General features: G+C 59.5%; 15 protein-coding genes. 8 read left to right on the top strand and 7 right to left on the bottom strand.

Annotated elements, in window-relative coordinates; translation table 11 throughout:
* The first annotated feature begins 15 nt into the window (after positions 1-15).
* The 6 genes from ACQUQU_RS16890 (at position 16) to ACQUQU_RS16915 (ending at position 4,615) form a co-directional block, all read left to right on the top strand.
* Positions 16-1,173: an FAD-dependent oxidoreductase gene (locus tag ACQUQU_RS16890; RefSeq protein ID WP_430460880.1), complete on the top strand. Its 1,158-nt coding sequence runs from the start codon at positions 16-18 to the stop codon at positions 1,171-1,173.
* 93 nt (positions 1,174-1,266) lie between these two features.
* Positions 1,267-1,539: an HU family DNA-binding protein gene (locus ACQUQU_RS16895; protein ID WP_430460881.1), complete on the top strand. Its 273-nt coding sequence runs from the start codon at positions 1,267-1,269 to the stop codon at positions 1,537-1,539.
* Positions 1,540-1,583: 44 nt separating this feature from the next.
* The gene (locus tag ACQUQU_RS16900) at positions 1,584-2,120 is read left to right on the top strand and encodes a DUF1415 domain-containing protein (RefSeq protein ID WP_430463050.1); all 537 of its coding nucleotides are present in this window, start codon (positions 1,584-1,586) and stop codon (positions 2,118-2,120) included.
* Between the two features lie 30 nt (positions 2,121-2,150).
* A complete protein-coding gene (locus ACQUQU_RS16905) occupies positions 2,151-2,525 on the top strand; it encodes an SCP2 sterol-binding domain-containing protein (protein ID WP_430460882.1) in 375 nt (124 codons plus the stop codon).
* 66 nt (positions 2,526-2,591) lie between these two features.
* Positions 2,592-3,869 carry a dicarboxylate/amino acid:cation symporter gene (locus ACQUQU_RS16910; protein WP_430460883.1) on the top strand — a complete coding sequence of 426 codons (1,278 nt, stop codon included), beginning with the start codon at positions 2,592-2,594 and terminating at the stop codon, positions 3,867-3,869.
* A complete protein-coding gene (locus ACQUQU_RS16915) occupies positions 3,866-4,615 on the top strand; it encodes a hypothetical protein (RefSeq protein WP_430460884.1) in 750 nt (249 codons plus the stop codon). The genes ACQUQU_RS16910 and ACQUQU_RS16915 overlap by 4 nt, the downstream gene beginning before the upstream one ends.
* Before the next feature lie 69 nt (positions 4,616-4,684).
* Here ACQUQU_RS16915 and ACQUQU_RS16920 read toward each other — a convergent pair whose 3' ends face one another.
* From ACQUQU_RS16920 to ACQUQU_RS16930, 3 genes are all read right to left on the bottom strand, one after another.
* A complete protein-coding gene (locus tag ACQUQU_RS16920) occupies positions 4,685-6,085 on the bottom strand; it encodes an HDOD domain-containing protein (RefSeq protein ID WP_430460885.1) in 1,401 nt (466 codons plus the stop codon).
* A 96-nt stretch (positions 6,086-6,181) separates the two neighbouring features.
* On the bottom strand, positions 6,182-8,278 hold the full coding sequence (gene recG / locus ACQUQU_RS16925; RefSeq protein WP_430460886.1) for an ATP-dependent DNA helicase RecG: 2,097 nt from the start codon (positions 8,276-8,278) through the stop codon (positions 6,182-6,184).
* A 9-nt stretch (positions 8,279-8,287) separates the two neighbouring features.
* The gene (locus ACQUQU_RS16930; protein WP_430460887.1) at positions 8,288-9,193 is read right to left on the bottom strand and encodes a LysR substrate-binding domain-containing protein; all 906 of its coding nucleotides are present in this window, start codon (positions 9,191-9,193) and stop codon (positions 8,288-8,290) included.
* A gap of 225 nt (positions 9,194-9,418) precedes the next feature.
* Here ACQUQU_RS16930 and ACQUQU_RS16935 point away from each other — a divergent pair, with 225 nt between their 5' ends.
* Entirely contained in the window at positions 9,419-10,270 is an 852-nt protein-coding gene (locus ACQUQU_RS16935; protein ID WP_430460888.1) for an NAD-dependent epimerase/dehydratase family protein, read from the top strand.
* A 63-nt stretch (positions 10,271-10,333) separates the two neighbouring features.
* Here ACQUQU_RS16935 and ACQUQU_RS16940 read toward each other — a convergent pair whose 3' ends face one another.
* From ACQUQU_RS16940 to rpoZ, 3 genes are read right to left on the bottom strand one after another with little or no spacing between them, the layout of a single operon-like run.
* A complete protein-coding gene (locus ACQUQU_RS16940; protein WP_430460889.1) occupies positions 10,334-10,717 on the bottom strand; it encodes a RidA family protein in 384 nt (127 codons plus the stop codon).
* A 27-nt stretch (positions 10,718-10,744) separates the two neighbouring features.
* Positions 10,745-12,859 (bottom strand): bifunctional GTP diphosphokinase/guanosine-3',5'-bis pyrophosphate 3'-pyrophosphohydrolase, encoded by a 2,115-nt coding sequence (spoT, locus tag ACQUQU_RS16945; protein WP_430460890.1) that lies wholly within the window; start codon positions 12,857-12,859, stop codon positions 10,745-10,747.
* Positions 12,860-12,884: 25 nt separating this feature from the next.
* Entirely contained in the window at positions 12,885-13,115 is a 231-nt protein-coding gene (gene rpoZ, locus ACQUQU_RS16950; RefSeq protein ID WP_430460891.1) for a DNA-directed RNA polymerase subunit omega, read from the bottom strand.
* A gap of 210 nt (positions 13,116-13,325) precedes the next feature.
* Between rpoZ and ACQUQU_RS16955 the strand changes: the two genes are divergently transcribed.
* Positions 13,326-14,207 carry an intradiol ring-cleavage dioxygenase gene (locus tag ACQUQU_RS16955; protein ID WP_430460892.1) on the top strand — a complete coding sequence of 294 codons (882 nt, stop codon included), beginning with the start codon at positions 13,326-13,328 and terminating at the stop codon, positions 14,205-14,207.
* 31 nt (positions 14,208-14,238) lie between these two features.
* Here ACQUQU_RS16955 and gmk read toward each other — a convergent pair whose 3' ends face one another.
* On the bottom strand, positions 14,239-14,871 hold the full coding sequence (gene gmk / locus ACQUQU_RS16960; RefSeq protein ID WP_430460893.1) for a guanylate kinase: 633 nt from the start codon (positions 14,869-14,871) through the stop codon (positions 14,239-14,241).
* Between the last annotated feature and the right edge of the window lie 11 nt (positions 14,872-14,882).

Raw genomic sequence — 14,882 nt, forward strand, 5'->3', positions numbered from 1 at the left:
CCCGGACTGACATTTATGAGCACTCAAACCGCACCGGTTGTGGTGATCGGCACTGGTCTTGCCGGCTACAACCTCGTGAAAGAACTGCGCAAGCTGGCGCCTGAACAACCCATTCTGATGATTACCGCCGACGACGGCCGTAATTACTCCAAACCTATGCTGTCCACCGGGTTTGGCAAAAACAAATCCGCCGACGAGCTGGCCATGGGCTCCGCCGGCGAGATGGCGGAACAGCTGAACATCGTTATCCGCACCAACACCCGCGTTACCCACATCGACCCGGCGGCGCACCGCGTGTTCATCGGTGAAGAACCGGTGGAATACAGCAAGCTGGTGCTGGCCTGGGGAGCGGAAGTGATCCGCGCCCGTGTGGAAGGCGATGCCGGTGACAGCATCTACTCGATCAACGATCTGGAAGACTACGCCCGTTTCCGCGCGGCGGCAGAAGGCCGTAAAAAAGTGCTGATCATGGGTGCTGGTCTGATCGGGGCGGAATACGCCAACGACATGGCCGCCGGTGGTTTCGATATCGACGTTGTTGCCCCGTGCGAGCATCTGCTGCCGTCACTGCTGCCGCCGCAAGCGGCCGACGCGGTGCAGGCTGGTCTGGAAGGTCTGGGCGTGCGCTTCCATTTAGGCCCGCTGGTGACCCGCATTGTGCGCTCCGGCGATCAGGTCGAAGCCTCACTGACCAACGGCGAAACCCTGACCGCGGATGTGGTGGTATCGGCCATCGGTCTGCGTCCGCGTCTGGATCTGGCGGTAAAAGCCGGTCTGCAGGTGAATCATGGTGTGATGGTCAACCGTCGTCTGGAAACCAGCGAAGCGGACATCTATGCACTGGGCGACTGCGCTGAAATCGAAGGCCGTGTGCTGCTGTATGTGCTGCCGCTGATGGCGTCTGCCCGTGCGTTGGCCAAGACACTGGCCGGCGAGCCGACCGACGTGTCCTTCGGTGTGATGCCGGTGACGGTAAAAACCCCGGTGGTCCCTGTGGTGGTTTCACCGCCGGCGCCAGGCAGTGCCGGCCAGTGGCAGGTCGAGTGTGACGGAGTGGACGTTCAGGCGGAATTCCGCGACGAAAACGGCCATTTGCTCGGCTATGCTTTGACCGGAGCCAGGGTTATGAATAAAGTAGCGCTCAACAAAGAGCTGCCGGCGGTAATGCCCTGAGCTTGGTTTTCTGCCCCACGGTCCATCTGTGGGGATCGTTTAATCCCCCGCGGAAACGGGGGGACAGTCACTGCCCAATAAGGATCTTTATCCATGCGTAAACCAGAACTGGCTGCGGCCATCGCTGAAAAAGCGGACCTGAGCAAAGAAAAAGCTGCAGAAGTGATCAACGCCATCACTGACCAGATTGCCAAGGCACTGAGCGAAGGCGATTCCGTAAGTCTGATCGGCTTCGGTACTTTCGAAGTACGTGCTCGCGCTGAGCGTCAGGGCAAAAACCCGCAGACTGGTGAAGCCATCACCATCGCGGCTGCTAAAGTACCGGCTTTCAAGCCAGGTAAAGCTCTGAAAGAGGCTGTGCAATAAGCACACCTGAGCTGCTGACCCGGGAATGGGTTAAGCAGCTCGTCATTGGCGAGGGGCTCTGCCCCTTTGCCCATCCTGTTTTCAATACCCTGCGCATCGACGTCTGTGACAGCTCCGATCTGGAAGAGCTGACCATGGTCTTTATGAACGTGCTGCGCGAGGTGGCGGACGCCGATCCGCAACAGCTGCCAACAGCACTGTTTGTTACCCCCAACGCGCTGGACGACTTCGACGAGTACTGGAACTGGAGTCTGATCTGCGACAACCTGCTGGTGCAGATGGGCTATGAAGGCCTGTTGCAGCTGGCGACGTTCCATCCCGATTACCTGTTTGAAGGCGAAGATGACGACGACATGAGTCACTTCACCAACCGTTCGCCATTCCCGATGCTGCACATCATCCGTGAGGCGGATATCGAGGAAGCACTGGCCAGCGTGCGTCATCCGGACCGCATCCCCGAACGCAACCGCCAGCATATGCGCCGTCTTGGCAAAGAAGGACTGTTGCAACGAATGCCTGCTCTGGCACAATCGCGCGTCTTTCAGGAAAGAGACTCCACCTCCGAACAACCGGACTCCTGAAAGCTCAATCGCTAATCCAGAGGATTCATCATGATCAAGTTCAAGCTTCTGCTCTGGGCTCTGGCACTGCTGATGAAAAAAGCAGCCCGCAAGAACCCGGACTTCCGCCAGCAACTCGACGGTAAAAATTTCGCTTTCCAGCTGCAGACTGAAGACGGCAAAGTGGTCCGCCATTTCGCGGTCGCCGACAGCAAAATCCGCAGCAAAGCCAAGGCCACTCAGGATCCGGCCTTTACCATCAGCTTCAAAAACGCCGATACTGGCCTGCGCATCCTGACGTCCAAGGATAAAAATGCCTTCATGAAAGGCATTCAGGATAAAGACATTAAGATCGCCGGCGATCTGTCCAAAGTGATGTGGTTCCAGAGCATCACCAAGTTCCTGAAGCCGAAAAAGAAAAAGTAATCCGGGTCACGGTGGTTGAAAGGCGTTTTTAACCACCACGCAGGCCCGGGACGATAAGGAGAGTCCATGTCCCTGACCCGCCAGATCCTGATCGCCATGACCGCCGCCATTGTGCTTGGCGGTCTGACCCAGCAGATTCTGCTGATCCCGGGCCTCAATTCTGTTCTTCATTACGTGCTGAATGACCTGCTCACTCAGGGCGTGTTTCTGCTGGGTGGCAAACTCTTTGTCGCCAGTCTCAAGTTGCTTGTCGTGCCGCTGGTGTTTGTGTCGCTGGTGTGCGGTGTCTGCCATCTGCGTGACCAGAGTTCCTTAGGTTGGCTAAGCCTGAAAACCATCGTGCTGTATCTGGCCACCACAGGCCTGGCGATCAGTCTGGCGTTATTGCTGGCCAGCTGGTGGCAACCGGGTGCCGGTGTGCACATGGCGCTGGATGGCAGTTATCAGCCGCCGAAGCCGACGCCGCTGATCGATGTGCTGGCCGGTATTTTCCCGAGCAATCCGATTCAGGCCATGGCGCAGGGCAACATGCTGCAGGTGATTGTGTTCGCCCTGCTGATCGGTGTGGCAGTCGGCCGCAGTGGTGATCATGGCGCCCGCATCGGCGCCCATTTTTCCGACTGGAACGAAGTGTTGATGAAGCTGGTGACGCTGCTGATGAACTTCGCCCCCTACGGTGTGTTCTGCCTGCTGTTTACCCTGTTTGCCCAGCAGGGCATTGGCAAAGTCGGCGATCTGGCGATCTACATGCTGACCGTGGTGGCGGCGTTGCTGCTGCACGGTCTGCTGGTGTATCCGCTGCTGCTGAAACTGTTGTCGGGTCTGTCGCCTGTGCCTTTCCTGCTGAAAATGCGCAACGCCCAGTTGTTTGCCTTCAGTACCGCCTCCAGCACCGCGACCGTGCCGGTCACCCTGCGCACGGTTGAGCAGCGTCTTGGTGTGCAGAACCGGGTGGCGGCTTTTGCGGTGCCTTTGGGTGCCACCATCAATATGGACGGCACGGCGATTATGCAGGGCGTGGCGACTGTCTTTATTGCTCAGGCCTTTCAGCTCGATCTGAGCATGACCGATTATCTGCTGGTGGTGCTGACCGCGATGCTGGCGTCGATCGGTACGGCCGGTGTGCCGGGCGTCGGGCTGGTGACGCTGGCACTGGTGCTGCAGCAGGTGGGATTACCGCTGGAAGGCATCGCCCTTATCATCGGCGTTGACCGGATTCTTGATATGATACGCACCGCCGTGAACATTACCGGTGATGCCATGGTGTCGGTGGTGGTTGCCCGCAGCGAAGGGGCGCTCAATGACGACACCTATTTTAATCTTCGCGCAGGAGAACAAGAGTGATCAGACAGCCGCTGATGGCCCTGATGCTGGTGCTTACCCCGCTGGGGGCGCTGGCCATTGAAAGCAGCCCGGCCGATGTTGCAGCGCCCGTGGAGGCGGCTGTTGAGCCGGATCCGGCCGTGGTGCAGACGCAGGAGATCATCCGCACGTCCGGTCTGATCGGTCTGAGCGAACAGGCGCGCAACATTGCCCAACAGGTGCTGAATGAGCAGGCCGCGCCCATTGGCCAGCAATACGATGTGGTCGACCGTCTGACCGCGCTGTGGGCGCCGGTGGCGCTGGAAGCCCGCTTCGGCCGGGTGCTGCAGACCTTGTCTGACACCGACCGCGGTGCGCTGGAAACCCTGCTGGCCAGCCGCCAGCTGATCAACCTGCGCGAAAAAGAAGAAGAGGCCATCCGCCATCAGGGCTCTCAGGCCTACACCACCTATGTGCAGCGTCTGCGCACGTCACCGCCGCCACCGGCACGGGTGGCGCTGATTAATGAACTGGATCAGGCGATGCAGTTTTCCGCTCTGATGAGCCTGACCCGCGAGCAAGTGTACCCGCAGCTGCAGGCCGTGCTGCGCGGCTGGAACCCGCCGGCCGGCTGGCAGGCAGCACTGCAACAGCATGTGCAGGAGTTCCTGCTGTATGTGCACCGCAGCACCCCGAATGACGAATTACAGCGTCTGATTCAGACCTACCGTCAGCCGGTGATGCAGCAGTGGCTGGCCGGTGTGAAAGGTCAGCTCAGCGCCGGTTGACGGCCGTTCAGACACCATAAAAAAAGCCGCATCTGCGGCTTTTTTTATGGGCGGGTCCGAGCGCTACATTCAGCGTTTACTGCCGATCATCTGCACCAGCTCGCCCAGATCATCGACCCGTTCCAGCAGCTTGGCGGTGACTTCCTCAACCGCGTCGGCACGCAGGCCGAGTGCATCGAACAGATAATCCTCCGGCGTTTCAAACGGACCGTCACCGAAGCCGTGGCGGCGCAGGCTGCGGGTGGCGATGTACAGCAGACGCACGTAGTCGGCATGTTCGCCATCGTAATACGGGTTGTGCTGCTGGCGCATGGCAGTCACCAGCTCGTCCGGCATGCGCCACTGCTGCATCAGACCGGCGGCGATCTGCTCGCGGGTCAGGCCGAGCAGGTGCCGTTCGACGTAGAAACGGTTGATGTGCGGATTGGCCTCGATATGACGGTTCACCAGCGAAAATTGCGGCGGAAACACATGGCCCAGCACCAGAAAGCCGAAGTTGTGCAGCAGTCCGCACAGATAGGCCAACCCCTGGCTCGGCCGGTGGCGGGCCGGAATCAGTCGCACCAGCTCACCGCACAACGTGGCGGTGACCACAGCCTGCTGCCAGAACGGTGCATAACCGTGCGGACCTTCTTTCGGCACTGACAGCGTGCGGCCAAGCGACAGGCCCAGCGCCAGATTGATGACCAGATCAAAGCCCAGCACGCGGATCACGGCGTCTTCGACGGTTTTAACCTCGCCGCGCACGCCGTAATACGGCGAGCGTGCCCAGCTCACCACCTGAGCGGCCATGCCCGGGTCGAGTTCGACGGTATGGGCCAGTGAAGTGGTGTCGGCGTTGGGATCGACCCGCAGCTCAATGATGCGGCGGGCGGTTTCCGGCAGGGGCGGCAGATCCAGGGTTTCAGACAGGCGCTGCTTGATGCGCAGCGGCGTGAACTGGCGGATGGCGGCGTGAATGTCTTCCAGATCCTGACGCGCATCGTTGTAATGCACGTCGGTCATCAGCGGCGCTGTGTAGCTGCCGATGCGTGAGCTGGTGGTCAGGCTGCGGAACTGTTCCATCGGAATCTTCAGCCACTCATGGCTGTCACCGGAAACAATGAACAGCTCCTCTTCCGCCAGCAGGTGATCGTCGACCAGACTTTCAAGCTGTGTTACTTGGGGCAGTGCCGGGAAGGCGCTGAGGCCGAATTTGTTGCGCAGTTTATCCAGCTCTTCCGCGGACAGAGCCGTAAACTGGCGACCGAGCTGGTGGGCAAGCTGATTAAGATCCAGCATCCGGTTGCCCGGAATCACGACCTGCACCTTGCCCAGCTCATCCTTCAGAAAAATGACGTTGGCCACTTTCGCGGAATACGAGGCCGGAGGATTGCTTTGCATAAGGTGAAACAACTCCTCGTCGTTGGTCAGTGAATAGTTGATGTGCCAGTCATCCAGTACTTTTTTCACGTTGGCAGGGATAGCCATAGGAGATCCATCTGGGTTTTACAGTGACTGGCCTTAACTATAGTCGAGGGCTGCTGACCCGGACGGGCTTTGCAAAGAAAAGTTGACCCGGCGCAGTTACACAGTGGCAAAGCGGCTTGCGTCGCCCAGCCAGCGGTCGATGAGCGGGTCGACGGTGTGCGGATGATGGCTCCACAGCTGTTCGGCCATCTGCCTTACCTGCGGCAGTAAGTCCCCGTCGCGCTGCAGATCCGCCACGCGAAGCAGCTGCAGACCGGTCTGGCGGGTGCCGAGCAGTTCGCCCGGGCCGCGGATCATCAGATCCTGTTCGGCGATGTAGAAGCCGTCCTGACTGTCGCGCATCACCTGCAGGCGCTGCTTGCTGGTGAACGACAGCGGCGATTTGTAGAGCAGCACGCAGTGGCTCTTGGCGGAGCCCCGTCCGACCCGGCCGCGCAGCTGGTGCAGCTGAGCCAGACCCAGACGCTCCGGGTTTTCGATGATCATCAGGCTGGCGTTGGGTACGTCCACACCCACCTCAATCACGGTGGTGGCGACAAGCAGATCCAGTTCGTGGGCTTTGAAGCGGGCCATCACGTCGGCTTTTTCGGCCGGTTTCATCCGTCCGTGCACCAGACCGATACGCAGATGCGGCAGGGCTTCGGTCAGTTCCTGCGCCGTGTTTTCCGCGGCCTGACACTGCAGGGCCTCGCTTTCTTCAATCAGGGTGCAGACCCAATAGGCCTGTGCATTTTCGCCGCCGTCCTCGGTCCGGGCGCAGGCGCTGTTGACGCGTTCGATCACGTCCGTGCGGCGCTGGTCGGAAATGGCGACCGTGGTGATCGGGCTGCGCCCCGGTGGCAGTTCATCGATGACCGAGGTGTCGAGGTCGGCGTAGGCGCTCATGGCCAGCGTGCGCGGAATCGGCGTGGCGGTCATGATCAGCTGATGCGGTGACAGCTCGGTATGGGCGCCTTTCTCGCGCAGGGCCAGCCGCTGATGCACACCGAATCTGTGCTGCTCGTCGATGATGATGAGGCCTAGCCGGGCGAACAGTACGTCGTCCTGAAACAGCGCATGGGTGCCGACCACCAGTTGCGCTTCGCCGCTGGCAATCTCCTGCAGAGCACGTTCCCGCGCTTTACCCTTCACTTTGCCGGCCAGCCAGCCGGTGCGGATGCCCAGCGGCGCAAACCAGTTGGTCAGGTTGTTCAGATGCTGTTCGGCGAGGATTTCCGTCGGTGCCATTAAGGCCACCTGAAAGCCGGCCTCCAGCACATCGCAGGCGGCCAGTGCGGCGACCAGGGTTTTGCCAGAGCCCACATCGCCCTGCACCAGGCGCAGCATGGGGTAAGGTTGCTGCAGGTCCTGTTCGATTTCGTTCACAACCCGGCTCTGGGCGCCGGTGGGGGTAAAGGGCAGACCGGCCAGCAGGGCGTTCTGCAGGGTCTTGGCGCTGCGGATGGCGGGTGCGGCATCGGACTGAACTTCCGAGCGCAGCTTGTGCAGCGACAGTTGATGCGCCAGCAGCTCTTCCAGAATCAGGCGTCGCTGCGCCGGGTGCTGGCCACTTTCCAGCTGTTCGAGCCGGGTGTCGCGCGGCGGGTTATGCAGAAACAGCAACGCGTCTTTTAACGTCGGCAGCTGCCACTGCTGAAGCCACTGGTGCGGCAGCAGGTCGGTCAGATCCACCTGATCCGCGGCCAGCAGTCCGAGCGCCTGCTCGTGCAGCAGGCGCAGGCGTTGCTGACTGATGCCGTCGGTGGCGGGGTAAACCGGCGTCAGGCTGGGTTCGAGACCGGCATCCAGACCGTCTTCCAGCAGGGTGTATTCCGGGTGGTACAGCTCCAGCCCGCTGGCGCCACGGCGCGGTTCGCCGTAGCAGCGGATGGTGTTGCCGGTGCGGAACTGGTTCTTCTGCGCGGCGTTGAAATGGTAGAAGCGGATGCTGAGGGTGCCGGTGTGATCCTGAATTTTGACCAGCAGGCTGCGGCGTTTGCCGAACAGCACACTGGCGGCGCGTACTTCCCCCTGCACCACGGCAGGCCGCATGGGCTGCACCGCACCGATGGGCGTGATGCGGCTGCGGTCTTCGTAGCGGAAGGGCAGATGGAAAAACAGATCCGCCAGTGTGCGGATGTTCAGCTTCTCCAGCTGCTCGGCCAGCTTAGGGCCAACGCCTTTCAGATCGGTCAGCAGACTCAGCCGCGTCACGCCTTATCCTCAGTGTTTGGTTTCCAGACGGCACTGACGCGCCGTGCTCAGCAGCAGGTCGATGGCCTGACCACGCGGGAAGCTGGCGCGCCACGCCAGTGCCACGGTGCGGTGCGGTGCCGGCGTGCGGAACGGACGGGTGGTCACCAGATTCATATCCAGATTGCTCACCGCCGACTCCGGCAGCACGGTAATGCCCAGACCAGAGGCGACCATGTGCTTCAGGGTTTCCAGCGAGCTGCCTTCCAGCACACTGCCGAGGCGGGTGTGGTGCTTGCGGCCCAGCGCCGGGCAGAACTCGAACACCTGATCACGGAAGCAGTGGCCTTCGCCCAGCATCAGCAGGTCTTCGTCGGCCAGCTGTTCGGCTTCGATGTGTTTCTGTTTGGTCCACGGGTGGTTCTTGGGCAGCACCACGACGAAGTTTTCGTCGTACAGCGGACGGGTCAGCACATCCGGCTCGGTGAACGGCAGGGCGACAATAATGGCGTCGAGTTCGCCGTCGCGCAGCTGGCGGCGCAGGGTGCCGGTGTAGTTCTCTTCCAGATACAGCGGCATGGTTGGCGCCTGCTGATGAATCTGAGGTACCAGATGCGGAAACAGGTACGGGCCAATGGTGAAGATGGCGCCGATTTTCAGCGGCGTGCTGAGCTGGTCCTTGCCGGCGCTGGCCATTTCTTTGATCACACGTGCTTCTTCGAGTACGCGCTGGGCCTGAGTGACGATGCGCTCGCCCATCGGGGTCACGGTGACCGAGCTTTTGCTGCGCTCGAATATCGCAATGTCTAACTCGCTTTCGAGTTTCTTAATCGCTACGCTCAGCGTCGGCTGACTGACGAAACATTTTTCGGCGGCACGGCCGAAATGGCGTTCCTGTGCAAGCGTCACTATGTATTTGAGTTCGGTCAGTGTCATACCATCACCTTATTGTCTGCCTGTATAGGCTTTCGAGATGTGATATATCTTACCTATTGATTCGGCCGGAATAAAGTCCCGCCGCATGGGCGGTAAAAAGCTTTATTCTTAAGCTCAGGTACGTAAGATGCAGGTACAACAGGAATCCGCCCGGCCCGGCGGAAAGTCAGGAAGCTGAAACAAGGCAACAGGCTGCGCCGCGCGGCCAGTGCAGGAGGAAAAACTATGGCCCGTATTCTGATTGTGGGTGCTGGTGATATCGGTGGTCGTCTGGCGGTGACTCTGGCGGATGCCGGTCATCAGGTGTGGGGCTTACGGCGCTCGGACAAGGCCATCGGCGACAAGGTTGGTCTGATTCAGGCCGACGTGGCCGATACCGAAACGCTGCAGAATCTGCCGGAAGCGCTCGACATCATGCTCTACTGTGTCGCGTCCCCTGTGTTCTCGAAAGAGGGCTACCACGATTACTACTACCGCGGTCTGCGCCATATTCTGCGCGCCCTCAAAGACCAGAAGCTGAAGCACACGTTCTTCGTTTCCAGCTCCAGCGTATATCACCAGATGGATGGCGAGTGGGTGGATGAAACCTCCGAAACCCGTCCGACCAGTTTTGCCGGCAAAGAGCTGCTGGCGGCGGAAGAAGCCCTGCTGAAAGACAAAACCCCGGGCACTGTGGTGCGCTTTACCGGTATTTACGGCCCGGGTCGTACGCGCATGATTGAACAGGCCCGCCACGGTGGTCATTGCGACCCCGAACCGCCGGTGTGGACCAACCGCATACACAGCGACGACTGCGTTGGCGTGCTGGCCCTGCTGGTGGAAAAAGCACTGGCCGGCGATCCGCTTGAAGACATTTATCTGGCCACCGACGACGAACCGGCCACCCTGTTCGATGTGCTCGAATGGATGAAAGACCGTATCGGCGATGTCGAGCCCGACCACGATGTGCCGGAAGCGACCCGTCGTGCCAACCGCCGCTGCTCCAATAAGCGCATTCACGAGCTGGGTTACCAGTTCCGCTACAGCAATTACCGCGAAGGCTACGACAAGCTGCTGGAAGAGCTGGGGCTGATCTGAGGATCTGAGCAATAAAAAAGGGACCTGCTGGTCCCTTTTTTATTGCGCGTTTTATGCTGCGGATTAATCCAGTTCCAGCACACCGTCCATTTCTACCTGGGCGTCGCGCGGCAGCTGTGCCACACCGACGGCTGCGCGCGCCGGGTACGGCTGCACGAAGTATTCGGCCATGATTTTGTTCACGGTAGCGAAGTTGCTCAGGTCGGTCAGGAAGATATTCAGCTTGGCGATCTGCTGCAGTGAGCCGCCGGCGGCTTCACACACGGCGCTCAGGTTTTTGAACACCTGATGAATGCGTGCCTCGATGTCGCCTTCCACAATCTCCATGGTTTCCGGAACCAGAGGAATCTGGCCGGACAGGTACACGGTTTTACCCACTTTTACGGCCTGTGAATAAGTGCCGATGGCGGCCGGGGCATTTGGGGTGGAGATGATTTCGCGGCTCATGCGTTGCTTCCTTAGGGTTAGCAGACCTTAGTTACGGGTTCTGACGATCTTATTCACGCCGCGGATGGTACGCAGGCGGCGGATCACGCGGGCAAGGTGTTTGCGGCCGTGCACGCTGAGGCTCAGGTGGGTGACGCTCAGGCGGGCGTCGCGTTCTTCCACGCTGATTTTTTCGATGTTGGCTTCGGCCTGGGTGATGGCGCTGGCCAGCTCAGCGACGATGCCTCGGCGGTTTTCCAGGTACACCTTGAGGTCGACGGTGAATTCACTGTCGATGTCTTTATCCCAGCTGAGGATGACGAATTTTTCCGGGTTGTTGCGGAATTCTTCGACGTTTTTGCAGCTCTCGGTGTGAATCACCAGACCTCGGCCGGAGCTGACGTGACCAATGATCGGGTCGCCCGGAATCGGGCTGCAGCACTTGGCGAAATTGACCACCAGACCTTCGGTGCCTTTGATCGCCAGCGGCGATTGTTCCATGTCTTCCAGATCAATATCACTGCCTTTGTTGGCCACCAGTAAGCGGCGCGCCAGCAGAGGGGCCATGCGGTTACCGGAGCCGATGTCCTCAAGCAGGTCATCAAAGGTTGGCAGGGCGGTTTCTTTCAGCACCAGATCGATGTGCTGATCGTCGATGTCGCTGATGGTTTTGCCGAGGGCGTCGAGCGCTTTGTTCAGCAGACGCTCACCGAGCGCCACCGATTCGGAACGGCGCTGGGATTTCAGGTAATTACGGATGTTCGAGCGGGCCTTACCGGTCACCACAAAATTGAGCCAGGCCGGATTCGGCTGGGCACTCGGTGCGGTCACAATCTGCACCGTCTGACCGTTCTGCAGGCGCGCGCTTAACGGCGCCAGCTGGCGGTTGATGCGGCAGGCGATGCAGTGGTTGCCGACATCGGTGTGCACGGCGTAGGCGAAGTCGATGGCCGTTGAGCCGGCGGGCAGCTCCATGATTTTGCCTTTCGGCGTGAACACGTAAATCTCGTCCGGGAACAGGTCGACTTTGACGTGCTCAACGAATTCGATCGGGCTGCCGGCACTCTTCTGCAGTTCCAGCAGATTCTGCACCCACTGACGGGCACGCTGGGTGCCGCTGGCCTGATCGCTTTCCGACTTATACAGCCAGTGCGCGGCAATACCATGGTTGGCCATGGCTTCCATTTCTTCGGTGCGGATCTGAATTTCGATCGGCAGACCACCCAGGCCAATCAGCGTAGTGTGCAGCGACTGGTAACCGTTGGTTTTCGGAATGGCGATGTAATCTTTGAAGCGGCCCGGAATCGGTTTGTACAGCCCGTGCATGGCACCGAGGATACGGTAACAGGAGTCCACCGAGTCGCAGATGATGCGGAAACCGTACACGTCCATGATGTCGCTCAGCGATTTCCGCTGGTCGCGCATCTTGGTGTAAATGCTGTACAGATGCTTCTCCCGTCCCACCACGCGGGCACTGATGCCGACTTCGCTCAGGCGGTTGCGCACCGATGCAGCGATGTTGTTCACCACTTCAGAGCGGTGACCGCGGGCGGCCTTCACCGCTTTGCGGATCATTTCGGAGCGCATGGGGTACATGGCTTCGAAGCACAGATCTTCCATTTCCACGCGCAGGCTGTTGAGGCCCAGACGGTTGGCGATCGGTGCGTAAATATCGAGGGTTTCTTTGGCGATGCGACGGCGTTTGTCGGGACGCATCACGCCCAGCGTGCGCAGGTTGTGCAGCCGGTCGGCGAGTTTCACCAGAATCACGCGGATATCGCGCGCCATGGCCATGGCCATTTTCTGGAAGTTCTCAGCCTGCTGTTCTTCCTTGCTCTCAAAATGAATATTGGTGAGCTTGGAAACACCATCTACCAGTTCGGTGACCACGTCGCCGAACTGCCGGGCCAGTGCGTTTTTAGGAACGCCGGTGTCTTCGATGACGTCGTGCAGCATGGCGGCCATCAGGCTCTGATGGTCGAGGTGCATGTCAGCGAGGATATTGGCCACCGCCAGTGGGTGGATGATGTAAGGCTCGCCGCTGCGGCGGCGCTGGCCTTCGTGGGCCTGCTCGGCGTAGTAGTACGCGCGGCAGACCTGCTGGATCTGAGGGCTGCTCAGATATTGGGAAAGACGCTCAGATAAGGCATCAATGGTCGGCAATTGGTCAGCCCTCCGGATGCCGCTCTCAGTACTGTTCGGCGCGGGCCGCTTCTTCCTGAGCTGCCATGGTGGCCGGGTTTACCAGGTTTTCGGCGATTTCGCGCAGGGCCAGTACGGTTGGCTTGTCGTTTTCTTCCGGAACCAGTGGCTCAGCACCCTGTACGGCGATCTGACGCGCACGCTTGGTGGCCAGCATGACCAGTTCAAAACGGTTGTCTACGTTGTTCAGGCAATCTTCTACGGTAACGCGGGCCATGGGGGAGTTCCTGTGGATACGGGTTAAATCTTAAGAACCGGGTATTTTAGCGGAAATCCGGGCCAAAGGAAGCACTGGCTGCAGAATGAGCAGTGTCAATGCGGGGTAAAGAGCCGGAAATTTACCTTTTGCGGAAGGACGGCGATCAGGAATTGAGCAAAAGTTGAGCGGCACAACCCTGATTCAGAGGCGCAAAGCCCGGAGATAATAATGAATTATAAATCGTTAGCCCTTTCCCGCAGAAAACTGCTGACCACCGCAGGCTCGTATCTGGCCGCCGTTCCTTTCCTTGGACTGGCTGGCTGTGGCGGTGATGACAGCACCATCGCCGGCAGCGTAGGCGATAGCACCTCGACCACTGGGTCAGGCTCGGAAACGTCGACCACGGTCGATACCAGCACTGGCTGGGCATCCGGCGGTACCGACCTGATCACGGTTGATTACCCGGCCGACACCCTGTTTGACGGCAGCAGTACCTGCAGCGTGACCATGTCGGCCCAGACCGAAGGGCCGTGCTATTTCGGTGTCAGTGAGAGCGAAGACATCGCCGAAGGCCAGACCGGCTTGCCGATGCAGCTGTGTCTGCAGTTTGTGGATGAAGACTGCAATCCGCTGGAAGGCTATCTGATCGAGGTCTGGCATTGTAACCGTTCGGGTGTTTATTCCGGCGATACCAGTGACAGTGATGATTCAGCCCGTTTTGCCGGTGATTACTGCACCGGGAATAACAGCGCTGCCGAAGCCAGTACCTGGTTTCGCGGCGAGCTGACCACCGACAGCAGTGGCCGGGTGAATTTCAAAAGCTGCTTCCCGGGCTGGTATTCCGGGCGCACCATTCACATTCACTTCCGTATCCGCAAAGCCAACGGTGGTTCGGATTACCTGATTTCTCAGTTCTGTTTTGATGATTCCTTTACCGAAGAAATCTGCACGACTCATGCTAAATACAGCAGTCGCGGTATTCAGGACACAACCCTGAGTGGTGGGCGGGATACTATATTTGGCAGTGATTACAGTGAGTATCTGATGAATCTGCAGCAGAACAGCGATGGCAGTCTGCTGGCGTACAAGCGGGTGGTGGTCAGCGCCTGATGGCTCAGGCGCCTGAGGAGACAAGCCGTGCTTACTGGCCGAGCAGGTTCTTCAGCGCATCCGCGTGGCGGACTTGCTGAGCGGCCAGACGGTGGCGGCGGGCGATGATGATGGAGCGCAGTTCTTCAACGGTGTTTTCGAAGTTGTCGTTGATGATCAGGTAGTCGTACTCGCCGTAATGGCTCATCTCGCTGCGGGCGTCGCGCATGCGGCGCTCGATAATTTCCGGATTATCCTGTCCGCGCTTCTGCAGGCGTTCGCGCAGGGCTTCGATGGATGGCGGAGCGATGAACACGCTGACTGTATCCGGCATCAGGTGGCGAACCTGCTGGGCGCCCTGCCAGTCGATTTCCAGAATCACATCGCGCCCGGCGGCCAGCTCGGATTCTACCCACGCCTGTGACGTGCCGTAGTAGTTGTCGAACACCTGCGCGTGTTCCAGAAACTCGGCGCGGGACACCATGGCCTGAAAATCCGGAATGGTGGTGAAGTGATAGTCTTTACCGTCAACCTCGCCCGGGCGCGGTGCACGGGTGGTGTGTGACACGGACACGCCAATGTAGCCGGTGCTCTGCAGCAGGGCTTTTACCAGACTGGTTTTGCCGGCGCCGGACGGAGCGGAAAAGATAAACAGAGTGCCGATCATGGTTTTGGATTCGTTCATAAAAACTGCCG

This window comes from Thalassolituus sp. LLYu03 (genome assembly GCF_050507655.1).
Classification (GTDB): domain Bacteria; phylum Pseudomonadota; class Gammaproteobacteria; order Pseudomonadales; family Oceanobacteraceae; genus Venatoribacter.